Below are 25,362 nucleotides of genomic sequence, written 5' to 3' on the forward strand. Positions count from 1 at the left end.
ACTGAAATTCGGGAGAAACAAGAATGCAGCGAACCAAAGCCCCCTTCCGCGCCGACGAGGTCGGCAGCCTCCTGCGTCCGGCCAAGATCAAGGAAGCGCGCGCCAAACTCGAGAAGGGCGAAATCTCGGCCGATGATCTGCGCAAGATCGAGGACATGGAGATCGAGAAGGTCGTGCACAAGCAGGCCTCGGTGGGCCTGAAGCTCGCCACCGACGGCGAATTCCGCCGCTCCTGGTGGCATTTCGACTTCCTGGCCAAGCTCACCGGCTGCGAGCTGTTCCACCCCGACACCGGCATCCAGTTCACCGGCGTGCAGACCCGCCACGATGCGGTGCGTGTGATCGGCAAGCTCGATTTCCCCGACGACCACCCGATGCTGGACCATTTCCGCTTCCTGAAGAAGGTCGCCGATCAGGCCCACGTCACCGCCAAGATGACGATCCCGTCGCCGGCCGTGCTGCACTTCCGCGGCGGCCGCAAGTCGATCTCCAAGGACGTCTATCCCGATCTCGACCCCTTCTACGAGGACCTCGGCAAGACCTACCGCAAGGCGGTGAAGGCGTTCTACGAGGCCGGCTGCCGCTACCTCCAGTTCGACGACACCGTCTGGGCCTATCTCTGTTCGCAGGACGAATTGCAGAAGGCGCGCGAGCGCGGCGACAATCCCGACGGCCTGCAGCAGATCTATGCCCGCATCATCAACTATGCGCTGGCCGAGAAGCCCGCCGACATGGTGGTGACGACGCATGTGTGCCGCGGCAATTTCCGCTCGACCTGGATTTCCTCGGGCGGCTACGAGCCGGTGGCCGAGACCCTGCTCGCCGGCACCAATTACGACGGTTACTTCCTTGAGTACGACTCTGACCGCGCCGGCGGCTTCGAGCCGCTGCGCTTCCTGCCCAAGGGCAACAAGGTCGTCGTGGTCGGCGTCATCACCTCCAAGTTCGGCGAGCTCGAGAAGAAGGACGACATCAAGCGCCGTCTGGAGGAAGCCGCCAAGTTCGCACCGCTGGAGCAGCTCGCGCTCTCTCCGCAATGCGGCTTCGCCTCGACCGAAGAGGGCAACATCCTCTCCGAGGAGGAGCAGTGGGCCAAGCTCGGCCTCGCCGTCGAGATCGCCAAGGAAGTGTGGGGCCAGTGATCCGGCGCAGCCGGGCCATCGCGTGAGCGAGGCATCAGGGCTGCTCGATCGGCGACATCAGAGCGGGGCCGGACTTGTCCGCCCCGCTTCTGTTTTGCGCAGCAGAGTGCTGCGGATCAGTCGCTGCGCCGGCGCCTCGAACCAGCGATAGGTGAGGTGCGAGGCGACGAGCGACGGCAGCACGAAGGCCGCCCAGAACAGGTGGCTGCCATAGGGAATGGGGCGCTGCAGAGCGGCGCAGGCAAGCGCGACGACGAGCTGGATGGGGAAATGCAGGAGATAGCAGGAATAGGTCATATTGCCGACCGTCTCCAGCAATGTCTCGATCCGCCGCGGCAAGGTGAGCTGGCGCGAGCAGCAGAACAACAGGATCGGGGCATAGATCAGCATCAGCGGTCCGGCGACCGGGACCAGCTCGATGTCCGCCAGCCAGAGCGCCGCGGGCACCGCGATGACGGCGCACCCGGCCATTGCCTCCAACGTCCGTCGATGCCGGGACAAGGCAACGGCCTGCCGGACCATGGCGGCAAGCCCGCCCGCATAGAAGAAAGCCAGGCTGGTCCCGAGCTGAGTACCGAACGTGATCGAGGCGAGGATCACGACCAGATTGAGCAGCGGGGATGCGGTCACAAAGCGTAGCGCCAGGAAGAAGATCGCATAATCCACGATCTCGACCGAGACCGACCAGATCGGTCCGTTGAAGCTTTCGCTGCGTGGCGGGAGCCAGTCGCTCGCCATGAACAGCTGCGCGATGAAGTGCGGGAGATCGTTGTTCTGATAGACGAAGTAGAAGCCAAGCCGCGCGAAATAGATCGGCTGCAGCACGGCGACCAGGAGCAGCGTCGCGATATGGAGCGGATAGAGTCGCGACAGCCGGTACACGAAGAAGGTCCGGCCGTCGATCTTGCGATCGGCGACGATGGCGCGATACTTCCAGAAGAAGATGAATCCCGAGATGCACCAGAAGAACCAGACGCCGTATTCGCCGGCCTCGTAGAACGGGAACAGAGCGCGGTAGAATGGCAGCTCGCTTCTGGTGAGATTGCCGGCGCGCCCGGCAGTGAAGGCGAAGTGCTGATAGTGCCAGAGCAGGACGGCGACGGTTGCAAGGAAGCGCAACCCCTCCAATCCCAGGAGCTTCTGGGCCTCCGGCGACGTCGACGTTTTCGGCATGACGATATTGCCTCGGCTGACCCCGCGGTGTCAGCCTTCCTTGATGCAGTTGATCTCGACCACCCAGTGGTCGTTCTCCCGGGTGCCGAGCACGAGCCCGACGAATGTCGCCTCGTGCACGACGTCGCCGAGAGCGCGCATGACCCATGCCACTTCAGCCTTCGGCACGAAGAAGTCGCCTGCCAGAGTTTCAGTGTTGCCTGATCGATCAGCGGAATGTCGGCGGGGCCGGCGGCAAACGCCGCTTCGCTCGATGGTACACCTTGCGAGAAACCAGGTTGTGATCCGAACAAGACAGACAGGGCGATGCCGATGGCGGCAACGAATTTTCCCACAAGTTCCCCCAACCACCAGTCCACCAACTCGTTGGTGTTATCGGTATCGTAGGATAACGATAGGCGACAGGACAGAGCAGCCGCAGGTTGCGTTCGACTATCTTGCTGGCTGTTGCAATTTTAGCGCGCTGGTGCGTGGTGTCGTTATGGCCGCTAGAGCCGCAGTCGTAATCGGATGTTCGCCCTCACTTCTCCGCGAGATAGACCTCCCCCAGCAGCGACGAATTCGACCACGGAACCTGCTTGTTCTTCGTGCTCGAGACCACCTCCGCCCGCACCCGCGTGAGCATCTGCTGCACCTCCAGCCCGGGCGTGCCGATATGGCGGGACAACGCGGAGGAAAACGGCGAGTTGGCGCCTTCGCCGTCGAGCGCGACCTGGCCCGGTGCGGTGGCGAACGCGATCAGCGTGCCGGCCCCCAACGTCGCGCCGGCGCCCAGGCTCGTGGGCGCGGCGAGGCCCGAGGCACCCTCGATGCCGCGATTGGTGCCGGCGCTCGCCACCTGCTGCGCCATCGGATTGTTGCGGCAGGCATCGAAGATCAGGATGTTGGTGCGGACCTGGTCGTCGAGGCCGGCCATGATCGTGTCCATGTCGATCATCGCGTCGGTCATGCCGGTGCCAGGCTTGAGCTCGACGTCGACGGGAATGAGATAGTTGCGGCCGTCGACCTGCACGCCGTGGCCCGCATAGTAGACCAATGCGACCTGCGCCCGGGCGGCCTCGCGCAGGAAGTCGCGCGTCATCTTCTGCATCGCCGCGCGGTCGAGGTCGATGCCCTCCGCGACGATAAAGCCGATCTCGCGCAGGCTTTTCGCGACCGCGCGCGCATCGTTGGGCGGATTGGGCAGCGCCTTCACATGCGCATAGGCGCCGTTGCCGATGATCAGCGCCATGCGCGTGCCGCGAACCGTCGGAGCGGGCGAGGGGAGAGGTGCCGGGCCGGTCTGCTGCGGGGCAGGGGATGCCGCTGGCTGCGTCGCGGGGGAAGGCGCATCACGCGGGATCGGCGCGGCTGCATCCGTCACCAGCGATAGCCGCACCTTTGCGGTGGCCTGGTTGGCCTTGCTGCCGGCGTCGGACGCCACGATCGCCAGCGTCGCCTTGTAGTCGTCGCGCGCGCGTGCGTAGTCGCCTTTGGCTTCATAGGCCTGCGCGCGATGGGTGTAGCCCGAGATCAGCACGCTGTTGGGCGGGGTCATGATGTTGACCGGGGGCTTGTCCTTGGCGAGCCGGATCGCTTCGCTGGCGTCGGCGATGGCGCGATCGAAATCGCCCTGGGCGCGCCAGATCGAGGTGCGGTTGATCAGCGGCTGCGGCAGCGACGGGTCGAGCCGGATCGCCTGGTTGATGTCGGCGAGCGCGCCGTCGAGATCGCCGAACGCTTCTTTCGAGATGCCACGGTTCTGGAACGAGAACGCCGATTTCGGATCAATCTTGATTGCGGCATCGTAGTCCGCGATCGCCTTGGCGTAATCGCGCTTGCCGCGCCAGGCATTGCCGCGATTGTGGAAGATGATGCCGCTGGGAGGCCCAAGCTTCAGCGCATCGTCGAAATCGGCGATCGCGATGTCGTAGTCGCCCTTGTCGTAATAGGCCGAGCCCCTGAGGTTAAAGACGGCCTGGCTCGGCTGCAGCCGGATCGCTTCGGTGGCATCAGTGATGACCCTGGCGTAGTCACCCTTCTTATTCCAGCCCACGGCCCGCCAGAAATAGACTGTCGCGAGCTGCTCGCCCTTGAACACCTTGAGCGCGATGATCTTGGTGCAGGCGTCCACCATCTGGTCCGGCGGGGTGGTCTCGGTGGTGCAGAGCGGACCGAGCTGGTTGCGCGCCTGCGCCAAGGCGGATGCGGGCCACAGCGCGGCGGTGAGCAGGCAGAGCGCGACAAGCAGGCGGCGCATGATGGTCGTCCCAGAGGAGGAGAGGCGCTTGTTTGTTGCGCGGCCGCGCCAAGGGGTTCACCCCTCCGGCCAATGCGAACGCTGCGGAGGAAGGGATTTCGTCCCTATTTCCCCGGTGGGCAGAATTTGCTATGAGGCAGTCGCCGATTTACTCTGCCCACCATCTTCCCACCCATGAAGAACGACGAAATCCTGAGCCAAATCACCGAGTTCTGCCGCAAGGCGGGCATGGCCGAATCGACCTTCGGCCGTCGTGCGGTGAACGATGGGAAGCTCGTGCAGCGCCTGCGTGAGGGCAAGCGCATCACCATCGATACGCTGGAGCGGATCCAGGCCTATATCGCCGCATCGACGACCGGCGGCCTGCCGCCGCCACGGGGGCTTCAGGTGCCGCCCGAGAAGCGCGATCCCCGCGGCAATTTCCGCTTCTTCGAGAATCGCCAGAAATATCTGCTGTTTGTCCACACCTGCAGCGAGAAGCGGGTGATCGCGGACCGGGTCGCGCTGGAGCTTTCCGCCATCCATCCGCGTCCGCCGGCACTGCGCATTTTCGACGCCGGCGTCGGCGACGGCACGGTGCTGGCGCGGGTGCTGCGCGCCACGCACCAGCGTTACCCGCATATGCCGTTCTACGTGGCCGGCAAGGAGCTCAGCCTCGAGGACCTGCGACTGACGCTGGAGAGGGTTCCGGACCGCATTTTCGAGCATCCGGCGTCGGTTTTTGTCTTTACAAATATGTTCTATTCGGAGGCACCTTGGCTGACGCCGGCATCGCCTGCTGCTGCGGCGGCCACCGTCTGGCATGAGGTCCCGCTGCGGGGCGCTTCATCGGGCGAGTTCGAGCAGCAGATCGCCGAGCTCCGGCCGTTCCTGGAGCAGAACTGGCGCGCCGCGATCAGTCCCCGAACGGCCATGCCGCTCTATGAGCGGCCGGTCGTCCTCGTTCTCTATCGCGACGACCACAGGTTCCTGCTGGATTCGACCATTCCGCGGCCGGGTCAGACCGAGGCCAATTTCGACCTCGTGATTGCATCCCAGCCATACCGCGCGCTGTCCTCGGTCAATTTCCGGGCAAAACGGATCATTGCGCCTCTGGCGCGTGCCCTGCGGCCGGGGGGGCGCCTGATCGGTATCCACTCCCATGGCCAGGATCCGGGCATGGAAATGATCCAGGCCATCTGGCCTGGAGAAAATCCTTTCGCGGTCAGCCGTCATGAACTATTGCGCGCCGTAAAGTATGAACTCGGATCGTTGGGACGCGACTTAAATTTCAACGCTTATGCAGACAACCGCTCAATCTTCAGGTATGACATGGAGGCGCTGCCCAACGAGGTAACGGGTTCCATCGGAACCTCGACAGCCTTTGCAGCCTGGAACGCGGCGGTGTATGTGGCGCAAATCGAGGACGACCGATTGACAGAAATGGCTGAAAACGGCCGCACTCTGGATGCCGCCAGGGACGTGCTGAGAAAGTACAACGGGCTCTGGTTTCTTGACGAATCCTACGTCATCTCGCGCCGGCGTGATTGACACAATCCAACGGTAAACATCGTAAACGAACCGCCGTGAGTGGCGGAACAAGGGGTTACTTGATGCGCGCGTCCTATCTCTTCACCAGCGAGTCCGTGTCCGAGGGCCATCCGGACAAGGTCTGCGACCGGATCTCCGATGAAATCGTCGATCTGTTCTACCGCGAGGGGCCGAAAGCCGGCATCGACCCGTGGCAGATCCGCGCCGCCTGCGAGACGCTTGCGACCACCAACAAGGTCGTGATTGCGGGCGAGACGCGCGGTCCGAAGTCGGTCACCAACGAGCAGATCGAGAGCGTCGTGCGCGGCGCGATCAAGGACATCGGCTACGAGCAGGAAGGCTTCCACTGGAAGACTGCTGACATCGAGATCCTGCTGCATCCGCAGTCGGCCGACATCGCCCAGGGCGTCGATGCGCTGCAGCCCGGCGAGGTCAAGGAAGAGGGCGCGGGCGACCAGGGCATCATGTTCGGTTACGCCACCAACGAGACGCCGGATCTGATGCCGGCGCCGATCTTCTACGCCCACAAGATACTCCGCCTCATTTCCGAAGCCCGTCACTCCGGCAAGGAGAAGGTGCTCGGTCCGGACTCCAAGAGCCAGGTCACCGTGCAGTACGAGAATGGCAAGCCTGTCGGCGTGCGCGAGATCGTGGTCTCGCACCAACACCTGGTTCCGGACCTCACCTCGAACCAGGTCCGCGAGATCGTCGAGCCATATGTGCGCGAGGCGCTGCCGAAGGACTGGATCACGCCGAAGACCATCTGGCACATCAACCCGACCGGCAAGTTCTACATCGGCGGTCCCGATGGCGATTCCGGCCTGACCGGCCGCAAGATCATCGTCGACACCTATGGCGGCGCGGCCCCGCATGGCGGTGGCGCGTTCTCCGGCAAGGATCCGACCAAGGTCGACCGTTCGGCGGCCTATGCGGCGCGCTACGTCGCCAAGAACATCGTCGCCGCCGGTCTTGCCGACCGCTGCACGCTGCAACTCGCCTACGCCATCGGCGTGGCGCGTCCGCTGTCGATCTACATCGACACCCACGGCACCGGTAAAGTGTCCGAGGACCAGCTCGAGAAGGCCGCCGCCAAGGCGATGGACCTCACCCCACGCGGCATCCGCAGCCATCTCGACCTCAACCGCCCGATCTACGCGCGCACCTCGGCCTACGGTCATTTCGGCCGCACGCCCGACAACGAGGGCGGCTTCTCCTGGGAGAAGACCGATCTCGTCGAGCCGCTGAAGCGCGCGCTCTAGTTCTCTTGCGTCCTTCCGGGCGCCGCGACAGCGGCGAGCCCGGAAGGACGCACCTTACGGATTCCGGGTCCGCTCGTTTTGCGAGCGTCCCGGAATGACGATCCCAACAAACAGGAACCCCCATGAACGCGAAGCCCGGCTTCACCGATTACATCGTCAAGGACATTTCGCTCGCCGATTTCGGCCGCAAGGAGCTCTCGCTCGCCGAGACCGAAATGCCCGGCCTGATGGCCACCCGCGAGGAGTTCGGCCCGAAGCAGCCGCTGAAGGGCGCGCGCATCGCGGGCTCCCTGCACATGACGATCCAGACCGGCGTGCTGATCGAGACGCTGGCCGCACTCGGCGCCGACATCCGCTGGGTCTCCTGCAACATCTATTCGACGCAGGATCACGCCGCCGCCGCGATCGCGGCCGCCGGCATTCCCGTCTTTGCCGTCAAGGGCGAGACGCTGACCGAGTACTGGGATTACACCGCAAAGCTGTTCGACTGGCACGGCGGCGGTCACCCGAACATGATCCTCGATGACGGCGGCGACGCCACCATGTACGTCCATCTCGGCCTGCGCGCCGAGAAGGGCGACACCGCCTTCCTCGACAAGCCCGGCTCCGAGGAAGAGGAAGTGTTCTTTGCGCTTCTGAAGAAGCAGCTCAAGGAAAAGCCGAAGGGCTACTTCGCCGCCATCGCCGAGAGCATCAAGGGCGTTTCCGAAGAGACCACCACCGGCGTGCATCGTCTCTATGACATGCAGAAGGCGGGCACGCTGCTGTGGCCGGCGATCAACGTCAACGACAGCGTCACCAAGTCCAAGTTCGACAACCTCTACGGCTGCCGTGAATCGCTGGTCGACGGCATCCGCCGCGGCACCGACGTGATGCTGTCGGGCAAGGTCGCGATGGTCGCCGGCTTCGGCGACGTCGGCAAGGGCTCGGCCGCCTCGCTGCGCCAGGCCGGCTGCCGCGTCATGGTGTCGGAGGTCGATCCGATCTGCGCGCTGCAGGCCGCGATGGAAGGCTACGAGGTCGTGACGATGGAAGATGCCGCGCCCCGAGCCGACATCTTCGTCACCGCCACCGGCAACAAGGACATCATCACCATCGAGCACATGCGCGTGATGAAGGATCGCGCCATCGTCTGCAACATCGGCCACTTCGACAACGAGATCCAGATCGCGGCGCTCCGCAATCTGAAGTGGACCAACATCAAGCCGCAGGTCGACGAGATCGAGTTCCCCGACAAGCACCGCATCATCATGCTGTCGGAGGGGCGCCTCGTGAACCTCGGCAATGCGATGGGACATCCGTCCTTCGTGATGTCGGCGTCCTTCACCAACCAGACGCTGGCGCAGATCGAGCTGTTCGCCAACAACAAGGACGGCAAGTACGAGAAGAAGGTTTACGTGCTGCCCAAGACCCTCGACGAGAAGGTCGCGCGCCTGCACCTCGCCAAGATCGGCGTCAAGCTCACCGAGCTGCGCAAGGACCAGGCCGACTACATCGGCGTGAAGCAGGAAGGTCCGTACAAGTCGGACCACTACCGGTACTGAGCCACTGGTTCGACCGACCATCGACGCGAAGCCCCGGAGCGATTCGGGGCTTCGTTGTTTCGGCGCATGGAATTCTACTCGCTTTGCGGTTGCGGGCCGGCCGATTGCCAATTGACGGCCAGCGGCGGCGGACGGACAATCCTCTCTGGCGGAGGAAACCATGCAACAAGAACATTTCGACGTGCTCATCGTCGGCGCCGGGCTGTCAGGCATCGGCGCTGGCTATCATTTGCAGAGCAAGTGCCCCACCAAGAGCTACGTCATCCTGGAGGGCCGCGACTGCATCGGAGGTACCTGGGATCTGTTCCGCTATCCCGGCATCAGGTCCGACAGCGACATGTTCACCCTCGGCTACTCCTTCAAGCCGTGGACCGATCCGAAGGCGATTGCCGATGGCCCGCAGATCCTCAACTACGTGCGCGAGACCGCATCCGAGAACGGCGTCGACAAGCACATCCGTTTCCGCCATCGCGTCAGGCGCGCCGGGTGGTCGACGCCGGATGCGCGCTGGAGCGTCGAGGCCGAGCGCATCAAGGGCGAGGGCGCGACCGAACTCGTGCGCTTCACCTGCAATTTCTTGTTTCTGTGCTCGGGCTATTACAAGTACGAGGCGGGCTATACGCCGGAGTTTTCGGGCGTTGCCGATTTCGCCGGCCGCATCGTCCATCCGCAGAAATGGACCGAGGACATCGACTATGCGGGCAAGCGCGTCGTCGTGATCGGCTCCGGCGCGACCGCGGTGACGCTCGTGCCGGAGCTTGCCAAGAAGGCGGCGCAGGTCACCATGCTGCAGCGCTCGCCGACCTATGTGGTGTCGCGCCCTGCGCAGGATCCGCTCGCCAACAAGCTGCGGCGGAACCTGCCGGCGCGGCTTGCCTATCATCTGATCCGCTGGCGCAACGTGATGTGGGGGATGTTCTTCTTCCAGCTCAGCCGGCGGCGGCCCGCGAAGGTGAAGGACCTCATTCTCAAGGGCGTGCAGATGGCGCTGGGGCCAGACTACGACGTCGCGACCCACTTCACCCCGCGCTACAATCCCTGGGATCAGCGGCTCTGCCTCGTGCCCGACGGAGATCTCTTCAAGGCGATCCGCGAAAGGCGTGCCGCCGTCGTCACCAGCGAGATCGACACATTTACGCGCGACGGCATCCGCCTCAAGAACGGCAGCGAGCTCGTCGCCGACATCATCGTGACTGCGACGGGGCTGGTGCTCCAGGTCGTCGGCGGTCTCGAGGTCAGCGTCGACGGCCGCGCCGTCGATTTCGCCAAGACGCTGACCTACAAGGGCATGATGTATGCCGACGTGCCGAACATGGCGTCAGCCTTCGGCTACACCAACGCGTCCTGGACGCTGAAATGCGATCTCACCTGCGAATATGTCTGCCGGCTCGTCAACTACATGGAGCGGCACAATTTCCGGCAATGCATGCCGCACAATGACGACCCCGAAATCACAGCGCAGCCCTCGCTGGATTTCACCTCGGGCTACGTGCAGCGCTCGATCGCAAAGATGCCGAAGCAGGGTTCGAAGCGGCCGTGGCGGTTGTACCAGAACTATGCGCTCGACATCGTCTCGCTGCGTTTCGGCCGGATCGATGACGGCGTGATGCAGTATTCCTGATCTCCGTTGCCGGAGGAACCCGCGGATTGCTTGAGTCGAATCGCGACTTGAAGTACTGCTGTGCGCTGCACTGCGATTTATTTCCGACAGCGTGTGAGTTCCGCGTCGCTGCCAGTCGAGGGAGCGCAGGAAATGTACGTGCTTGCTCTGGTCACACAAAAGGGTGGAAGCGGTAAGAGCACGCTGGCGACAGGACTTGCAGTGGCCGCTATGGCGCATAAAGAGCGTGTCGCTCTCGTTGAGGCGGATGCGCAAGGAACGATCGCGAAATGGAAAGAGCGGCGAACGAATTCCTATCCTCGCGTCGATCGCATTGTTGATCCGGCCGATATCGATCCGGTGATCTCTCGCCTCGAGGCCGATGGGATATGGCTCGCAATCATCGATACGGCCGCCACGAGCAACGTCTTGGCGATGAGTGCCATCGCCAAAGCCGATCTTTGTCTCATCCCGGCGCGTCCCAGTCCGGCCGATATCGAAGCCGCAATACCGACGCTGATCGCCATTCGCAGGCTCAGCCGCCGATTTGCTTTCATCCTCAATCAAACCCCCACGCGGGGCTGCCGGCTGAGTGAGGCCGCAACGTCGCTCAATTCCCTCGGCGTGCTTGCACTTCCCTTTATCGCGCAGCGCAACGACCACCAGGATGCGCTTGGCGCAGGATTGGGCGTGACCGAGTTCGCACCAGGGGGAAAAGCCTCGGACGAAATCGTTGCGCTCTGGGGTTGGATCTCGAAGCACCTCATCGTGGAGTCGTCTGATCATGCTCAAGCCGCACTCAAGACAGCCTGCTGAAATTGCACGCGCCAAGCGTCGTTCACTGGTGGAACTGACGGCGGCGGCTAGCCGCACCATCGACGAGGGCCTGCTGGGGATTTCGCCCGGCCCCGTCGCGGTTGTCCGGGACGATGGACCGCAGGTCGAACAGACAGCGACGCCTGCTCAGACGGCAGCTCCAGCGGGGGGCGACGGGAGTGTCGCGATCCCCGTGTCTGCACAGGCGGCGTCGCGCTCCGCGCGAAGCCAGGATTCCAACGGCACCACTACGGATTTCGCCGTGGAAATTATCAGAGACATGCAGGCTCGCACCCTGGAGACAATGCGGGCAGGTGTGCACGCCGCATTGGACTACGCGAGGGACCTTGCCAGTCCGGAAAGCGACCTCCTGCAAGGACCGGCCGCTGAGTGTCACGCGATCGTACTCGAACTGATGAAGGTGAATGCGGGTGCGACTTTGCAGTATACGCGGAGTTTGGGCCGCGCCAGAACGCTCTCGGAATTGATTGAGCTATCGAGCAGCCATGCCCGCAAGCAGTGTGAGCTGGTCCTGCAGCAGGCCGAATCGCTCAAACCGTTTGCTCATAACACGACAAAGCCAGGTAGTGGCCGCTGACATAGCACAGCAGGGCGCGAAACTGGATCAATGGCGCGCTGGACAGCCGTGCAAGTCCGAGCCCCGCGAGCGAAGCGCATAGCCGCTCTGCTCGGGTGCCGGAGAGAAAACTCGCCGAGATAAACGACAGCGGATGCGCTGAACCATTCTGCCGCGATCAGGGCATCAACGGATGCGGCCGGATCTCGACGTGTTGCTCCGTTTCCGCGTCGGTCATGTCATCCTCCTCCGCGTTCAGTGCCCCGCGCTCTGGCCGCCGTCGACATGCAGGATCTCGCCCGTGACGAAGGAGGCACGCTCGAGATAGAGCACGGCATCGACGATGTCGGACATCTCGCCCATGTGGCCGACCGGGTGTAGCGCGCCGAGCTGGGCATGCGTCGCGACGGGGTGCATCGGTGACTTGATGATGCCGGGTGACACCGCATTCACGCGGATGCCACGCCTGGCGTATTCGATCGCAAGAGATCTCGTCGCGGCGTTCAGGCCGCCCTTGCTCAGCGAGGCCAGCACCGATGGCACCTTGGAATTGGCTTGGTCGACCAGCGTCGTCGTGATCTGGACGACGTGACCGGATCCCTGCTTCTCCATCTCGGCGAGCGCGAGCTGCGTGATGTTGAAGAAGCCCGCGACGTTGGTGCCCATCACCGCGGCGTAGTCTTCGGCGGTGTACTGCGTGAACGGCTTGGCGACGAAGATGCCGGCGTTGTTGACCAGCGTGTCGACGCGGCCGAAGCGCGTGATTGCTTGCGACACCACGCGCTCGGCGGTGGACCGGTCGGCGATGTCGCCCGCAACGGCGAGAACGTCGTCGCCTCCCGCCGGCTTGATGGAGCGCGCCGTTGCGACGACGCGATAGTTGCGATCGCGAAAACCCTGGACCAGGGCGGCACCGATACCCTGTGAGGCACCGGTGATGATGGCGACCTTCTGCTCGATACCCATGAGGGGCTCCTGTTGTTGGCTTGAACACCTGCGCCAGCAGCGGCTGGCTTGGGCGTTGAGGTACGCCGCGCCGGCTTGCTTGCGAATATCCGCTGCCCGGCAGACACTCTTTCGTGGCGCGAACGAATGCCGGATCAGCGGCCGGCGGTGGTTGCACCAGATCGTGGCGATGGCGCATCTGCCCAATTCCTGGACCTTCTCGCCGCAAGCCGGCTCGTCGGCGCAGTTCTCCCCGCGGCTCGTTGTCAACAGCACCTATGCGGCCGTGGCGTCCGCTGTCGCCGGGCGCGGCGTGGCGCGGGTGTATTCGTACCAGGTGGCCGAGCAGGTCGCGCGCGGCGAGCTCGAGATCGTGCTGGCCCGGCGGGCCGGGTGAATCGGTGATGGTTCCCGAACGGTTAACGCCGATTTAACGGATGAGTCCTAGCCTGTCTCGGCCGGGGTTACTCGCAAGGCCGAGGTGAGCCCAATGGAAGCCCAGAAGATTGCGGTCGACGCCGTCGTCGCGCTGACCGATTGCGACCGCGATGCCGTGATCGCGTTCATCCGCCGACTCTATCTCGCCGGCGTCACCGACCCCAAGCGGCTGACCTTCAAGGGCCTGCAGGCGCTGTCGCGGGCCTGATTCGGCTCGTTTCGGCCGGCTTGGCCCGCAAGTTCCATCCCCATGCTCTCCCCGGCGTGATTGCAACCCACCGGTGAATGTCTTGCCGCTCGGGCCGGGGCGGAGTAGATGGGGTCCCGGCTGGGTCACTTGGGAACTTGGGGAAATGCTGAAACAGCTTTTTGCGCCGCAACTCGTCATTTTGTATGTGCTTGCGGCATCGACGATCTACGTCCACTTCCGCGGCAAGCAGCGGCTGCGCTTCGCGCGCCAGCTTGGCGACCACTCGACCTATCTCGCGCCCTACAACGTGCTGATGTATGCCGGCTCGGCCGTGCCGAACAAGCCGGTGATCTCGGTCGATCAGTTTCCGGAGCTGAAGCCGCTGAGCGAGAACTGGGAGACCATCCGCGACGAGGCCGTGCGCCTGTTCGACGAGGGCTTCATCCGCGCGGCGGCGAAGAACAACGACTGGGGCTTCTACTCGTTCTTCAAGAGCGGCTGGAAGCGTTTTTACCTGAAATGGTACGACGACTTCCTGCCGTCGGCGAACACGCTGTGTCCGAAGACGGTGGAACTGCTCAAGTCGATCCCGAGCGTGCATGGTGCGATGTTCGCGATGCTGCCGCCGGGCGGCAAGCTGGGTGCGCACCGCGATCCCTTCGCCGGCTCCCTGCGCTATCACCTCGGCCTCGTGACGCCGAACTCGAACAAGTGCCGGATCCTCGTCGACGGCGTCGAATGCGTCTGGCGCGACGGCGAGGCCTTCATGTTCGACGAGACCTTCATCCACAGCGCCGAGAATGCGACCGACGTCAACCGCATCATCCTGTTCTGCGACGTCGAGCGCCCGATGAGGTTCGGCTTCATGACCGCGATCAATCGCTGGGTCAGCCATCACATCGTGAAGGCGTCGGCGACCCAGAACGTCGAGGGCGAGAATGTCGGCGTGCTCAACAAGGTGTTCGGCAAGCTTTACGAGATCCATCTCGGCAGCCGCAAGGTCAAGGAGTGGAACCGCAACGTGTACTACACGCTGAAATACTCGCTGACGGCGCTGATCCTCGGCCTGATCGTGCTGTCTGCGCTGCGGTGATCCGACGACCCGGGAGTTCGGAATCACAAAGCCCCGGAGTGATCTCCGGGGCTTTGTTTTTGTCTCATGCCGGCTTGGCGTCCGTGTCGATGATCGCAGCGGACCCTCCGATCCGAACCGCTGCTGCGAGTCTTGCTGAATAGTTCGACCCAGGGCAACAAAGATGTCGCAATCGAGTTGCCGAACAAGGAGCAGGCAATGGCGCCTTTGCCGACCGCGAACACCGAGATCACGCAGTTCTTCCGCCAGTGGCTGGACTCCTTCGCTGGCTATGTCCGAGAGGTCGACTACGCCTCGGCGCGGCCGCTCTTCCATCCCGACGTGCTCGCCTTTGGCACGCACAACGATGTCATTCCCGGTCTCGAGCAATGGGTCGAGACGCAATGGGACAACGTCTGGCCGAAGACGGCCGACTTCCGTTTCGTCCTAGACCAGGCCTCCGTTCTGGCGTCTGCCGACGGCACGATGGCGGCGGTTATCGCGCCGTGGACGAGCACGGGCTATCATCCCGACGGCAGCGCGTTTCCGCGACCGGGCCGGGCGACGATGGTGTTTTCGAGAAATGGCGAGGGTTGGCTGTGCGTGCATTCGCACATGTCGCTCAATCGCGGTGTGCCGCAGGCAAGCCACGCCAACCGGCCGGTGAAGGCCTGGTAGCTGCAAGCCAATAGAAAAGGCCCCGGATGTTTCCGGGGCCTTTTGATTCCGCGGTGGTGGGTCGCTTACTCCGGCCGCCCGATCGACACCTTCAGCGTGCCGATGCCGTCGACGCCGCATTCGAGCTTGTCGCCCACCTGAAGCTGCGACACGCCGGCGGGCGTGCCGGTCATGATGATGTCGCCGGCGGCGAGCTTCACCTGCTGCGAGAGCTGCCAGATGATCTCCGGCACGTTCCAGATCATCTCGCTGAGGTCGCCCGTCTGGGCTTCCTTGCCGTTGACGGTGAGCCAGATCTTGCCTTTGGAGGGATGGCCGATCTTCGAGGCCGGCTGCAATGCCGAGGCGGGCGCCGAGCCGTCGAACGACTTGCCGATCTCCCACGGACGCTCCTTCTTGCGCGAGGCGATCTGGAGGTCGCGGCGGGTGAGGTCGATGCCGACGGCATAGCCGTAGACGTGGTCGAGCGCCTTGTCGGCGGGGATGTTGAGGCCGCCGCTCTTGAGGGCGACGATCAGCTCGACCTCGTGATGCAGGTCCTTGGTCAGCGGCGGATATGGAATGGTGGCGCCGTCGGGCACCAGCATGTCGGCGTGCTTGGCGAAGAAGAACGGCGGGGCGCGCTCGTCATTGCCCATTTCGCGGATGTGCTCGAGATAGTTGCGGCCGACGCACCAGATGCGGCGCACCGGAAAACGGCCGCTCTCCCCGACGACGGGAAGCGAAGCCTGGGGCGGAAGCGGAATGACGTAGGAGGCGGCGTTCATGAAGCGGTCTCGCTGCTCTTGAGGTGGTAAGGAACTCTAGGCGGTTGCGCTGATCGGCGCCAGAGCGCCGGCGTCCCGATGTTGCAGGCGGAAGAACGAGGCGTAGCGGCCGCCGCGGCGGAGCAATTCGTCATGGCGGCCCTGCTCGACGATCTCGCCGCCCTCGACCACCAGGATGCTGTCGGCGTGCATGATGGTGTGCAGGCGGTGCGCGATCACGATGGTGGTGCGGTTCTGGCAAAGATGCTCGATCGCCTCCTGCACCTGCCGCTCGGATTCGGAATCGAGCGCGGCGGTAGCCTCGTCGAGCAGGATGATCGGTGCGTTCTTGAGCAGCGCGCGCGCGACCGCAATGCGCTGGCGCTGGCCGCCGGAGAGCTGCGTGCCGTGCTCGCCGACCGGCGTGTCGTAGCCGAGCGGGAAGCCCATGATGAAATCATGCGCGCAGGCCGCCTTCGCAGCCTCGATGATCTCGTCCTCGCTCGAGCCCGGTTTGCCGAAGGCGATGTTGCTCCGGATGGTGTCGCGGAACAGATAGACGTCCTGGCCGACATAGGCGGTCTGGGCGCGCAGCGATTTGCGCGAGACCTTAGAGATCGACTGGCCGTCGATCACGATGTCGCCTTGCGTGATCTCGTAGAAGCGCAAGAGCAGCCCCAGCACGGTCGACTTGCCGCCGCCGGAGGGGCCGACCAGCGCGGTGACCTTGCCGGGCTCGGCCACGAAGCTCATGCGGTTGAGGACGGTCTCACTGGCGCGATAGGAGAAGCTGACGTCGCGCAGCTCGATCCGGGCGTCGGAGAGCTTCAGCGCCGGCTTGTCGTCGTCGGACCGCTCGCTGGCGGGACTGTCGATGACCTCGAGCAGCATGCGCGCGCCGACGAGCTGGCTGTTGAGATCGATGTTGAGCCGCGCCAGCCGCTTCGCCGGCTCGGTCGCCATCAGGAACGCGGTCATGAAGGAGAAGAACGCGCCAGGCGTGGCGTTGAGCGCGATCACGGCATAGCCGCCGTACATCAGGCAGCCGGCGACGGCGAAGCCGCCGAGCATCTCCATCAGCGGGTTGGAGCGGTTGGCGACGCGGGCCATCTTGTTGGCGTTGCGCTCGACGATCGCGATGTTCTCGTCGATGCGCTTCTGCATGGTGTCTTCCAGCGTGAACGCCTTGACGGTGCGGATGCCCTGCAGCGATTCCTGCATCGTCTCCATGATGTCGGCGGTGCCGGTGAACTGGTTGAAGGCGAGGCCCTTGATGCGCTTGACCAGCTTGCGCAGCACCAGCATCGCCGGCGGCACCGCGACGAGGCCGATGAACGACATCAGCGGATCCTGCCACACCATCACGCCGATCATGGCAAGCAGCATCAACAGGTCGCGCCCGATGGCGTTGACCAGCATGTTGAGCACGTCGGTGATCGACTTGGCGCCGGCCGTCAGCCGCGCCAGGAATTCGGAGGAGTGCCGCTCGGAGAAGAAGCCGACGCTCTCGCGCATCAGCTTGGCGAACAGCTGGCGCTGGTTGGTGGCGAGGATCGCGTTGCTGATCTTGGTCAGGATCACCATGTGGCCGTAGGTCGCCACGCCCTTGATGAAGAGCAGGAGCACCGTGATCCCCGAGAACATCGCGATGCCCGGGATGTTCTTGTCGACATAGGCCTGGTTGATGACCTGGCCGAGCACATAGGTCGCGCATGCGGTGGCGCCTGCGGCGACCGCCATCAGCGCGAAGGCGAGGAGGTAGCGCCGCCAGTAGACGATGCCCTGTTCGGTGACGAGGCGGCGAATCAGGACCGCTGCCGCATAGGGGTCGTCGGTGATTTTCTTTGGAAACTGGGCCATCCGTAGTCCATTGACGGCGCAGGACAAGCCTGCCCGCGCGTCAGGGATCGATGGGCCTCTGTGCCCGCTCAAGCGGGGTTTTTCAAGCCCCATTAAGGGCTTGCGTCCGGACGGAATCTAGGCCGAGACGGCTTGGCGGAGCTCGCCACGGCGCTCGCGGAACAGCTTGTCCTCCCAGGCCAGCGCATGGGCCGCGATGGTCTCGAGGTCGTCATATTGCGGCTTCCAGTCGAGCAGGCCACGGATGCGGCTGGTATCGGCGACCATGGTCATGATGTCGCCGGGCCGGCGCGGGGCGTACTGGATGGCGAAGCTGCGGCCCGATACCCGGCGCACGGCGTCGATGGTCTCCAGCACCGAATAGCCGCGGCCGTAGCCGCAATTCAGTGTGGTCGAGGCGCCGCCGTTGCGCAGGTAAGCCAGTGCCGAGAGATGGGCCTGCGACAGGTCCGAGACGTGGATGAAGTCGCGGATGCAGCTGCCGTCGGGGGTCGGATAGTCGGTGCCGAACACGTCGATCTTGGCACGCTGTCCGGTTGCCGCCTCCACCGCGATCTTGAGCAGATGCGTGGCGCCGACGGTGGCAAGGCCGATGCGTGCCTGCGGATCGGCGCCGGCGACGTTGAAATAGCGCAAGGTCACGTACTGCATGCCGTAGGCGGCGGCGACGTCGTGCAGCATGATCTCGCTCATCAGCTTCGACGAGCCGTAAGGCGACAGCGGCCGGGTCGGCGCATGCTCGGGTACCGGCACCTGGTCCGGATCGCCGTAGACCGCCGCGGTCGAGGAGAAGATGAAGCGGCCGATGCCGCGCTTCACGGCGACGCTGAGCAGGTTGCGCGCGGTGACGAAATTGTTGCGGTAATAACCCAGCGGATCGCGCATCGACTCCGGAACGACCACCGAGCCGGCGAAATGGATGATGCTCTCGATGTTGTGCTGGGCGATGACGCCTTCGAGCAGGTTCTCGTCGCCGGCATCGCCAATGAACAGCGGCACGCCTTCCGGCAAGTACGCCGAGAAGCCGGTGGAGAGATCGTCGATCACGACGACGTCCTCGCCGGCCTCCGCCAGCGCCAGGACCGTATGACTTCCGATATAACCGGCGCCGCCGGTGACTAGCACAGTCATGGTCTCACCCGTCCTCGATCAACGCGCAAGGCTAGCGCTTGCGTGGTGAAGAGGGGGTATCGGGGCGGCTGAACTGGTCACTATGCTTAATGTTGCGTATAGGGACCATTCGAAACGGAGCATGACGTGGCGAATCCCCAGGGCGATCTCGAGGTGATCGTGCCAAATCTGCACAGGCGCTATTCCGGGGTGACCGCGACCAACCGGATGGTGGCGCCGCGGCTGGCCAAACTGTATCGCGCCGCCTGGTTCGGCTCCGACGCGCCGGAGGCGATCGCGCGGCTGAGTGTAGCCGATTTCCTGAAGCTCTGGCGGCGCAAGGCGCCGGTGATCTGGCACGCGCGGCGCAACAACGAGATGATCGCGGGCGTCGTGCTGCGCGCGCTCGGCTGGCCGCTGAAGCTCGTGTTCACCTCGGCGGCGCAGCGCCATCACAGCTGGATCACGCGCTGGCTGATCCGGCGCATGGACGTGGTCATCGCGACGAGTGAGATCTCGGCCTCGTTCCTGAAGGTGAAGGCGACGGTGATCCCGCACGGCGTCGACACCGACGTTTACGCGCCGCCGATCGATCGCGCGGCGGCGTTCGCGGAAGCCGCGCTGCCGGGCCGCTTCGCCATCGGCTGCTTCGGCCGTGTGCGCGCGCAGAAGGGCACCGACCTGTTCGTCGATGCGATGTGCCGCCTGCTGCCGCGCTATCCGGACTTCACCGCCATCATCGTCGGACAAATCACTGCCGAACAGACTGCCTTCGCAAACGACCTGAAGAAGCGCATCGAGGCAGCCGGCCTGCAATCGCGCATCGTCATCACCGGCGAGCTGCCGGTCGAGGACGTGCAGCGCTGGTATCAGCGTTTGACGATCTACGCCTTCACCTCGCGCAACGAAGGTTTTGGTTTGACGCTGATCGAGGCGATGGCGGCGGGAAGCGCGCTCGTCGCCGCACGCGCCGGCGCGGCCGAGCTCGTCGTCGAAGATGGTGTCAACGGCGTGCTGATCCCGACGGGAGATGCCGATGCGCTCGCGGCTGCGCTCGAGCCGCTGATGCGCGACGTGGCCGCCGCAACCGCGATGGGCGAGCGCGGGCGGGCGCGGGTGCTGGCAAAGTTCAGCCTCGATGCGGAGGCGGCACGGATCGGCGAGGTCTATCGGCCGCTGCTTTGAATGCCGGTTGGCGGTCGCAAACAAAAACTCGAAAACAACCCCATGCACAGTAGCCGGCGATAATGGAAACAACGGCTTGGCGGCCGATGTGATCCAGTTGCTGATTTTACGAAATGGACTTGACCCGTCGGGCAAAACAGTGGCAGGATGTTACCATGGGTGCGAGCCTCGGCGGCCTCACGTCTCGGCCCTCGCCCCCGCTTCACCGAGCACCCGCTGCGCGATCGCCACCACCTCCGCGGCCGCAATGTCGCGCATGCAGCGGTGGTCGTTCATCTTGCAGATCGTGCTCTGGCAGGGCTGGCAGGAGAGCACGCTCTTGTCCTGGACCACGGTCGCGGCGAGGCCGTTGAGGGGGGCCCAGAGATAGGGGCTGGTCGGGCCGAAGATGCCCATCGTGGGCGTGCCGAGGGCGGCTGCGATGTGCATCAGGCCGGAATCGTTGGAGATGGCGACGCCGGCGGCAGCCATGGCGAGGACGCCATTGCGCAGATCATTGCCGGTGAGATCCCGGACATCAGGGCCCCCCGCAGCGACGATCTCCCGGGCGAGGCCCTTTTCGGCGGGGCCACCGACCACCCAGACCTCGAACCCGTGCTCGACCAGCAGCCGGGCGGCTTCCGGATAATAGGTCCAGCGTTTTGAGACCCCGACCGAGCCGGGGGCCAGCGCCACGGCGGAGCCTGCGCTGAGGCCATTGGCCTGCCGCCAGCGCACGATCTCCTCGGCGGGAACGCGCAATTGCGGCACCGGCCATTCCGGGGGCAGGGGCGCGCCGTCGGGCTGGGCCAGCGCAGCGTTCTTGTCGATGAAGCGCGGCAGCTTCTTCTCGCCCCAGCGCCAGCGGTTGAGCAGGCCGAACCGGAACTCGCCGACGAAACCGACCCGTTCGGGAATACCGGCGAGCGCCGGCGCGATGGCCGCCTTCCAGGTCCGCGGCAGCACCAGGGCGGTGCCGTAGTCCCGTTTCCGCAGGAGGTTGGCAAGGCCGAACTGCCGGCCTACGGCCAGCCGGCTGCGCGGCAGGTCCCAGACAATCCCCTCGCGAACGCCGGGCATGTAATCGACCAGCGGGGCGCATAGGGACGTGGTCAGGAGATCGACCGGCCGGTTCGGCCAGCGTTCCTTCAGGACCCGCACTACGGTATGATTCCGGACGAAATCGCCGATCCACATGTAGGGAATGATCAGAATCGGCCGGGTGTCGTCCCAGTCTGCACCCTCACTAAGTTGCGAATCTTGGTTCATTCGTTAATAGGGCCGAAGGCGAGCTGATGTGGCGGTTCGGTTAGCCGCTCCGGGCCGAGACGTAAAGCAGGCATTGCGCGACTCCAAAAGGCGCCTGCCCAAAATGCTTACACTTTGGCGGATGATGCGCTACGGCAGGGTCGGGCCTTAAGAAATCGGGCAGGTAGGTGAATGTTGCTGGTGACCGGCGGGGCCGGTTTTATCGGATCGAATCTCGTGGCCGCGCTGAATGACGCGGGCCGCAGCGACGTCGTGGTGTGCGACCTGCTCGGCAACGACGGCAAGTGGCGGAACCTGGCCAAGCGCCAGCTTGTGGATATCGTCCCCCCTGGCGAGCTGCTCGACTGGCTGAATGGCCGCAAGCTCGATGCCGTGATCCATCTCGGGGCGATCTCCGCGACCACCGCGACCGACGGCGACCACGTGTTCGAGACCAATTTCCGGATGTCGATGCGCCTGCTGGAGTGGTGCACGGCCGGTGCCGTGCCGTTCATCTACGCTTCCTCGGCAGCGACCTATGGTGACGGCGAGGCCGGCTTCGGCGACGATGCCTCGCTGCCGGCCCTGAAAAAACTGCGGCCGATGAATCTCTACGGCTGGAGCAAGCACATGTTCGATCTCGCGGTCGCCGAGCGTGTCGCGAACGGGGATCCGCTGCCGCCGCAATGCGTGGGCCTGAAATTCTTCAACGTGTTCGGCCCGAACGAATACCACAAGGGTTCGATGATGAGCGTGCTCGCGCGCCGCTTCGACGACGTCAAGGCGGGCCGCGTCGTGCAGCTGTTCAAGTCGCATCGCGAGGGCATCGCCGACGGCGATCAGCGCCGCGACTTCATCTATGTCGACGACGTCGTGCGCGTCATCATGTGGCTGCTGGCAACGCCCTCCGTGTCGGGCCTCTTCAATGTCGGAACCGGCCAGGCGCGCAGCTTCAAGGACCTGATGCTGGCGGCCTATGCCGCGCTCGGCACCAGGCCCAACATCGAATACATCGACATGCCCGAGAACATCCGCGGCGCCTACCAGTACTTCACCCAGAGCGAGGTCGATCGCCTCTGCCGCGCCGGTTATAACGGCGGCTTCACGACACTCGAGGACGCGGTGAAGGCCTATGTCGGGGACTATCTCGACCGGCCCGACCGTTTCCGCTGAGGCTTTTTGATCATGGCGACGCCCATTCTCGATTTCGACGCCCTCGCGCAAACGATCTCAGGCCGCACGGTGCTCTGCATCGGCGACATCATGCTGGACGAGTTCGTCTATGGCGAGGTGTCGCGGATCTCGCCGGAAGCGCCGACCCCGGTCATCGCCGCCCAGCGCAGCGAAATCCATATCGGCGGCGCCGGCAATGTCGCGCGCAATATCGCTTCGCTCGGCGCACGCTGCATCTTCGTCGGCCTCGTCGGCGCGGACGATGCCGGCAAGCGGCTCGCCTCGGCGCTGGCCGAACATGGTGCTATCGAAAGCGTGCTGGTGTGCGATCCGTCGCGGCCGACCACGCGAAAAGTCCGCTTCGTCTCCGAGCATTTTTCCACGCACATGCTGCGCGCGGACTGGGAGCAGGCGGTCGCGGCCTCCGACGCGGTCGAGACCGAGCTGATCGAGGCGATCCTGCCACAGATCGCGCGCGCCGACATCGTGCTGCTGTCCGACTACGCCAAGGGCGTGCTGACCGCGCGCGTGATCCGCCACACCATCGATGCCGCGCGAAAGCTCGGCAAGTCCGTGATCGTCGATCCCAAGAGCCTGAACTGGGCGATCTATCGCGGTGCGACGCTGCTCACGCCGAATCGCAAGGAGTTTTCTGAAACCACCCGCAGCCGCGCCGACACCCCGCAGAGCATCGTCGATGCCAGCGAGGACGTGATGCGGCTCGCCGATTGCGAGGCGATCCTGGTCACGCAGGGCGAGCACGGCATGACGCTGGTGCCGCGTGGCGGCGGGTTCGTCCACGTTCCTGCCGTTCCCGTGAAGGTGCGCGACGTCTCCGGCGCCGGCGACACCGTCGCCGCCGCGCTTGCGGTCTCGCTCGCGGCGGGCGCGGACTGGGACACGGCGCTGCGCGTGGCCAACGCTGCCGCCGCCGTCGCCGTCGGCAAGCAGGGCACCGCCGTCGTCAGTGCCGCCGAGCTGAGGCGCAGGATATTGCCGCACGCTTATCTCGCGGCCGAGGAGAAGATCGTGCTCGAGCCTGATACGCTCGACGCGCAACTCGCCGGATGGCGCCGGCAGGACCTCCGCGTCGGCTTCACGAACGGCTGCTTCGACATCCTGCATCCGGGCCACGTCAAGGTGCTGACGGCGGCGCGTGCCGCCTGCGACCGCCTGATCGTGGGCCTCAACAGCGACGCCTCGGTGCGGCGGCTGAAGGGCGCCGATCGCCCGGTCCAGGACGAGCGCGCGCGCGCCGAGGTGCTCGCCGCACTCGAAGCGGTCGATCTCGTCGTCATTTTCCAGGAAGACACGCCGCTCGAGCTGATCACGCGGATCAAGCCGAGCGTGCTGGTGAAAGGCGGCGACTACACCCGCGCGCAGGTGGTCGGCCACGAGGTGGTCGAGGCCGCGGGCGGGGTGGTCATGCTGGTCGACATTCTCCAGGGTTTCAGCACGACGGCGCTGGTGGATCGCGCGCGGGGAGGGGCCAAGTGACCGCTCAGGTGACAGGTCAAGCGACGACGCTGGCCCGCGAGACGACCGGCCAGATGCTGTCGCGCCGCTTGCGCAGCCCGGCAGCCTGGAGCGAGACCGTCGACTGGTTCGCGATCCTGACTGCGGCCTCGCTGCCCTGGTCGACGTCGCTGGCGGCGATCTTCAACACCCTGATGCTCCTGTGCATGCTGCCGTTCCTCGACGTCCGTGCGTTCCTGCAGTTCCTGAAGCGTCCGATCTGCATCGCTCCGATCGCGCTGGTCCTGCTCGCGCTGGTCGGGACGCTGTGGTCGGACGCGAGTTGGGGCGCGCGCTTCTACGCGGTCAATCCGACCGTCAAGCTGCTGGTGCTTCCGGTTCTGCTCTATCATTTCGAGCGCTCATCGCGCGGACGCTGGGTCTTCGTCGCCTTCCTGGTGTCCTGCGCGCTGCTGTCGGTGATGTCCTGGCTGGTCGCCTTCTATCCCGACCTGTCGATCAAGTCCGACCGGGTCGAACGCGGCATCTTCGTGAAGAACTACATCGACCAGAGCCAGGAATTCACGCTCTGCGCGGTCGGACTGGCCTATCCGATCGTGATGCTGTTGCGCGAAAAGCGCTACCGGCTCGCGGGACTGTTGACCGCGCTGGCGCTGAGCTTCTTCGTCAACATGGTCTTCGTGATCGTGTCGCGCACCGCGCTCGTCACCATCCCGGTCATGTTCGGCGTGTTTGCGCTGCTGCACCTCAGATGGCGCAGCATCGCGATCATCTCCGCGGCCCTGCTCGTCGGCGCGGCTCTGGCGTGGCAGGTCTCGCCGCAACTGCGCAGGACCGCCGACACCTTCGCCAGCGACTATACGCGCTACGTCGAGAAGGGCGAGCCGACCTCGATGGGCCTGCGGATCGAATTCTGGCGGAAATCGATCGGCTTCTTCGCGGAGGCGCCGATCAAGGGGCACGGCACGGGCTCGACGCGCGGCCTGTTCGAGAAGGTCGCAACACCCGCCGACCCACACCGGGCGTCCTCCGAGGTGATCGGCAATCCGCATAACCAGACGCTGAATGTCGCCGTGCAATGGGGCGTCATCGGCGTCGTCGTTCTCTACGCGATCTGGATCCTGCATCTCCTGCTGTTCCGCGGCGACGGACTGGCGAATTATGTCGGCCTCCTGGTCGTGGTGCAGAACGTCTTCACTTCCCTGTTCAACTCCCATCTGTTCGATTTCCACGAGGGCTGGATGTACGTCATCGGCGTCGGCGTTGCCGGCGGCATGGTAATCCGGGCACAACAGGCGGAGACGAAGATGGGGGAAGCAGGTTCCTGAACGGCCGCGCGGCTGGCAAGTCTTGCTAAGATGGGCTATCAGCGCGGTCAGGTT

Annotated in this window: 22 protein-coding genes and 1 pseudogene; 15 read left to right on the plus strand and 8 right to left on the minus strand. The window is 64.5% G+C overall.

Features of this window, described 5'->3' with window-relative positions; translation table 11 throughout:
* Positions 1 to 23 precede the first annotated feature (23 nt).
* Positions 24 to 1,142, plus strand: a complete 1,119-nt coding sequence (locus tag ACRQ5Q_RS13840) for a cobalamin-independent methionine synthase II family protein (protein WP_439369366.1) — start codon at positions 24 to 26, stop codon at positions 1,140 to 1,142.
* A 57-nt stretch (positions 1,143 to 1,199) separates the two neighbouring features.
* Here the strand turns inward: ACRQ5Q_RS13840 and ACRQ5Q_RS13845 are convergent, their stop codons facing one another.
* The 3 genes from ACRQ5Q_RS13845 to ACRQ5Q_RS13855 form a co-directional block, all read right to left on the minus strand.
* Positions 1,200 to 2,315 (minus strand): acyltransferase family protein, encoded by a 1,116-nt coding sequence (locus ACRQ5Q_RS13845; protein WP_439398353.1) that lies wholly within the window; start codon positions 2,313 to 2,315, stop codon positions 1,200 to 1,202.
* Positions 2,316 to 2,345: 30 nt separating this feature from the next.
* On the minus strand, positions 2,346 to 2,483 hold the full coding sequence (locus ACRQ5Q_RS13850; protein WP_439398355.1) for a hypothetical protein: 138 nt from the start codon (positions 2,481 to 2,483) through the stop codon (positions 2,346 to 2,348).
* 352 nt (positions 2,484 to 2,835) lie between these two features.
* On the minus strand, positions 2,836 to 4,554 hold the full coding sequence (locus ACRQ5Q_RS13855) for a caspase family protein (RefSeq protein WP_439398357.1): 1,719 nt from the start codon (positions 4,552 to 4,554) through the stop codon (positions 2,836 to 2,838).
* 174 nt (positions 4,555 to 4,728) lie between these two features.
* Here ACRQ5Q_RS13855 and ACRQ5Q_RS13860 point away from each other — a divergent pair, with 174 nt between their 5' ends.
* The 6 genes from ACRQ5Q_RS13860 (at position 4,729) to ACRQ5Q_RS13885 (ending at position 11,901) form a co-directional block, all read left to right on the plus strand.
* The gene (locus ACRQ5Q_RS13860) at positions 4,729 to 6,084 is read left to right on the plus strand and encodes a hypothetical protein (protein ID WP_439398359.1); all 1,356 of its coding nucleotides are present in this window, start codon (positions 4,729 to 4,731) and stop codon (positions 6,082 to 6,084) included.
* A gap of 62 nt (positions 6,085 to 6,146) precedes the next feature.
* Positions 6,147 to 7,343 carry a methionine adenosyltransferase gene (gene metK / locus ACRQ5Q_RS13865; RefSeq protein WP_439369360.1) on the plus strand — a complete coding sequence of 399 codons (1,197 nt, stop codon included), beginning with the start codon at positions 6,147 to 6,149 and terminating at the stop codon, positions 7,341 to 7,343.
* A 122-nt stretch (positions 7,344 to 7,465) separates the two neighbouring features.
* Positions 7,466 to 8,887 carry an adenosylhomocysteinase gene (gene ahcY, locus ACRQ5Q_RS13870; protein ID WP_439369359.1) on the plus strand — a complete coding sequence of 474 codons (1,422 nt, stop codon included), beginning with the start codon at positions 7,466 to 7,468 and terminating at the stop codon, positions 8,885 to 8,887.
* A 160-nt stretch (positions 8,888 to 9,047) separates the two neighbouring features.
* Positions 9,048 to 10,508 (plus strand): flavin-containing monooxygenase, encoded by a 1,461-nt coding sequence (locus tag ACRQ5Q_RS13875; RefSeq protein WP_439398361.1) that lies wholly within the window; start codon positions 9,048 to 9,050, stop codon positions 10,506 to 10,508.
* A 132-nt stretch (positions 10,509 to 10,640) separates the two neighbouring features.
* The gene (locus tag ACRQ5Q_RS13880) at positions 10,641 to 11,303 is read left to right on the plus strand and encodes a nucleotide-binding protein (RefSeq protein ID WP_439398363.1); all 663 of its coding nucleotides are present in this window, start codon (positions 10,641 to 10,643) and stop codon (positions 11,301 to 11,303) included.
* On the plus strand, positions 11,272 to 11,901 hold the full coding sequence (locus tag ACRQ5Q_RS13885; protein WP_439398365.1) for a phasin family protein: 630 nt from the start codon (positions 11,272 to 11,274) through the stop codon (positions 11,899 to 11,901). The genes ACRQ5Q_RS13880 and ACRQ5Q_RS13885 overlap by 32 nt, the downstream gene beginning before the upstream one ends.
* A gap of 234 nt (positions 11,902 to 12,135) precedes the next feature.
* Here ACRQ5Q_RS13885 and ACRQ5Q_RS13890 read toward each other — a convergent pair whose 3' ends face one another.
* Complete coding sequence (locus ACRQ5Q_RS13890) at positions 12,136 to 12,846, minus strand: SDR family NAD(P)-dependent oxidoreductase (protein WP_439398367.1); 711 nt, start codon at positions 12,844 to 12,846, stop codon at positions 12,136 to 12,138.
* A 154-nt stretch (positions 12,847 to 13,000) separates the two neighbouring features.
* Between ACRQ5Q_RS13890 and ACRQ5Q_RS13895 the strand changes: the two are divergent.
* The 4 genes and pseudogenes from ACRQ5Q_RS13895 to ACRQ5Q_RS13910 form a co-directional block, all read left to right on the plus strand.
* Positions 13,001 to 13,207 (plus strand): annotated as a pseudogene (locus ACRQ5Q_RS13895) (LysR family transcriptional regulator); the annotation flags it as partial.
* Between the two features lie 108 nt (positions 13,208 to 13,315).
* On the plus strand, positions 13,316 to 13,471 hold the full coding sequence (locus ACRQ5Q_RS13900) for a hypothetical protein (RefSeq protein WP_014493894.1): 156 nt from the start codon (positions 13,316 to 13,318) through the stop codon (positions 13,469 to 13,471).
* Between the two features lie 145 nt (positions 13,472 to 13,616).
* Positions 13,617 to 14,546, plus strand: coding sequence for an aspartyl/asparaginyl beta-hydroxylase domain-containing protein (locus ACRQ5Q_RS13905; protein ID WP_439369354.1), 930 nt, complete (start codon positions 13,617 to 13,619; stop codon positions 14,544 to 14,546).
* Positions 14,547 to 14,744: 198 nt separating this feature from the next.
* Positions 14,745 to 15,203, plus strand: coding sequence for a YybH family protein (locus ACRQ5Q_RS13910; protein WP_439398369.1), 459 nt, complete (start codon positions 14,745 to 14,747; stop codon positions 15,201 to 15,203).
* Between the two features lie 65 nt (positions 15,204 to 15,268).
* Here ACRQ5Q_RS13910 and ACRQ5Q_RS13915 read toward each other — a convergent pair whose 3' ends face one another.
* The 3 genes from ACRQ5Q_RS13915 to galE all read right to left on the minus strand — a co-directional run bounded on the left by ACRQ5Q_RS13915 (position 15,269) and on the right by galE (position 18,940).
* Positions 15,269 to 15,970: a fumarylacetoacetate hydrolase family protein gene (locus ACRQ5Q_RS13915; protein ID WP_439398371.1), complete on the minus strand. Its 702-nt coding sequence runs from the start codon at positions 15,968 to 15,970 to the stop codon at positions 15,269 to 15,271.
* 36 nt (positions 15,971 to 16,006) lie between these two features.
* Positions 16,007 to 17,809, minus strand: coding sequence for an ABC transporter ATP-binding protein (locus ACRQ5Q_RS13920; protein ID WP_439398373.1), 1,803 nt, complete (start codon positions 17,807 to 17,809; stop codon positions 16,007 to 16,009).
* A gap of 117 nt (positions 17,810 to 17,926) precedes the next feature.
* Positions 17,927 to 18,940 carry a UDP-glucose 4-epimerase GalE gene (gene galE, locus ACRQ5Q_RS13925; RefSeq protein WP_439369349.1) on the minus strand — a complete coding sequence of 338 codons (1,014 nt, stop codon included), beginning with the start codon at positions 18,938 to 18,940 and terminating at the stop codon, positions 17,927 to 17,929.
* A 126-nt stretch (positions 18,941 to 19,066) separates the two neighbouring features.
* Between galE and ACRQ5Q_RS13930 the strand changes: the two genes are divergently transcribed.
* The gene (locus ACRQ5Q_RS13930) at positions 19,067 to 20,104 is read left to right on the plus strand and encodes a glycosyltransferase family 4 protein (protein WP_439398375.1); all 1,038 of its coding nucleotides are present in this window, start codon (positions 19,067 to 19,069) and stop codon (positions 20,102 to 20,104) included.
* Positions 20,105 to 20,281: 177 nt separating this feature from the next.
* Here ACRQ5Q_RS13930 and waaF read toward each other — a convergent pair whose 3' ends face one another.
* Positions 20,282 to 21,352: a lipopolysaccharide heptosyltransferase II gene (waaF, locus tag ACRQ5Q_RS13935; protein WP_439398377.1), complete on the minus strand. Its 1,071-nt coding sequence runs from the start codon at positions 21,350 to 21,352 to the stop codon at positions 20,282 to 20,284.
* Between the two features lie 171 nt (positions 21,353 to 21,523).
* Here waaF and rfaD point away from each other — a divergent pair, with 171 nt between their 5' ends.
* The 3 genes from rfaD to ACRQ5Q_RS13950 are packed head-to-tail and all read left to right on the plus strand — an operon-like array spanning position 21,524 to position 25,308.
* Entirely contained in the window at positions 21,524 to 22,504 is a 981-nt protein-coding gene (gene rfaD, locus ACRQ5Q_RS13940; RefSeq protein WP_439398379.1) for an ADP-glyceromanno-heptose 6-epimerase, read from the plus strand.
* Between the two features lie 12 nt (positions 22,505 to 22,516).
* Positions 22,517 to 24,001, plus strand: a complete 1,485-nt coding sequence (gene rfaE1 / locus ACRQ5Q_RS13945) for a D-glycero-beta-D-manno-heptose-7-phosphate kinase (protein ID WP_439369345.1) — start codon at positions 22,517 to 22,519, stop codon at positions 23,999 to 24,001.
* A gap of 53 nt (positions 24,002 to 24,054) precedes the next feature.
* Positions 24,055 to 25,308 (plus strand): O-antigen ligase family protein, encoded by a 1,254-nt coding sequence (locus ACRQ5Q_RS13950; protein WP_439399811.1) that lies wholly within the window; start codon positions 24,055 to 24,057, stop codon positions 25,306 to 25,308.
* Positions 25,309 to 25,362 lie beyond the last annotated feature (54 nt).

It is taken from the genome of Bradyrhizobium sp. PMVTL-01, assembly GCF_051861855.1.
Taxonomy (GTDB): Bacteria; Pseudomonadota; Alphaproteobacteria; order Rhizobiales; family Xanthobacteraceae; genus Bradyrhizobium.

Coding starts and splice junctions, on each gene's coding strand:
- ACRQ5Q_RS13840 (WP_439369366.1), top strand. CDS start 24: ATGCAGCGAACCAAAGCCCCCTTCCGCGCCGACGAGGTCGGCAGCCTC.
- ACRQ5Q_RS13845 (WP_439398353.1), bottom strand. CDS start 2,315: ATGCCGAAAACGTCGACGTCGCCGGAGGCCCAGAAGCTCCTGGGATTG.
- ACRQ5Q_RS13855 (WP_439398357.1), bottom strand. CDS start 4,554: ATGCGCCGCCTGCTTGTCGCGCTCTGCCTGCTCACCGCCGCGCTGTGG.
- ACRQ5Q_RS13860 (WP_439398359.1), top strand. CDS start 4,729: ATGAAGAACGACGAAATCCTGAGCCAAATCACCGAGTTCTGCCGCAAG.
- metK (WP_439369360.1), top strand. CDS start 6,147: ATGCGCGCGTCCTATCTCTTCACCAGCGAGTCCGTGTCCGAGGGCCAT.
- ahcY (WP_439369359.1), top strand. CDS start 7,466: ATGAACGCGAAGCCCGGCTTCACCGATTACATCGTCAAGGACATTTCG.
- ACRQ5Q_RS13875 (WP_439398361.1), top strand. CDS start 9,048: ATGCAACAAGAACATTTCGACGTGCTCATCGTCGGCGCCGGGCTGTCA.
- ACRQ5Q_RS13880 (WP_439398363.1), top strand. CDS start 10,641: ATGTACGTGCTTGCTCTGGTCACACAAAAGGGTGGAAGCGGTAAGAGC.
- ACRQ5Q_RS13885 (WP_439398365.1), top strand. CDS start 11,272: ATGCTCAAGCCGCACTCAAGACAGCCTGCTGAAATTGCACGCGCCAAG.
- ACRQ5Q_RS13890 (WP_439398367.1), bottom strand. CDS start 12,846: ATGGGTATCGAGCAGAAGGTCGCCATCATCACCGGTGCCTCACAGGGT.
- ACRQ5Q_RS13900 (WP_014493894.1), top strand. CDS start 13,316: ATGGAAGCCCAGAAGATTGCGGTCGACGCCGTCGTCGCGCTGACCGAT.
- ACRQ5Q_RS13905 (WP_439369354.1), top strand. CDS start 13,617: ATGCTGAAACAGCTTTTTGCGCCGCAACTCGTCATTTTGTATGTGCTT.
- ACRQ5Q_RS13910 (WP_439398369.1), top strand. CDS start 14,745: ATGGCGCCTTTGCCGACCGCGAACACCGAGATCACGCAGTTCTTCCGC.
- ACRQ5Q_RS13915 (WP_439398371.1), bottom strand. CDS start 15,970: ATGAACGCCGCCTCCTACGTCATTCCGCTTCCGCCCCAGGCTTCGCTT.
- ACRQ5Q_RS13920 (WP_439398373.1), bottom strand. CDS start 17,809: ATGGCCCAGTTTCCAAAGAAAATCACCGACGACCCCTATGCGGCAGCG.
- galE (WP_439369349.1), bottom strand. CDS start 18,940: ATGACTGTGCTAGTCACCGGCGGCGCCGGTTATATCGGAAGTCATACG.
- waaF (WP_439398377.1), bottom strand. CDS start 21,352: ATGAACCAAGATTCGCAACTTAGTGAGGGTGCAGACTGGGACGACACC.
- rfaD (WP_439398379.1), top strand. CDS start 21,524: ATGTTGCTGGTGACCGGCGGGGCCGGTTTTATCGGATCGAATCTCGTG.
- rfaE1 (WP_439369345.1), top strand. CDS start 22,517: ATGGCGACGCCCATTCTCGATTTCGACGCCCTCGCGCAAACGATCTCA.
- ACRQ5Q_RS13950 (WP_439399811.1), top strand. CDS start 24,055: ATGCTGTCGCGCCGCTTGCGCAGCCCGGCAGCCTGGAGCGAGACCGTC.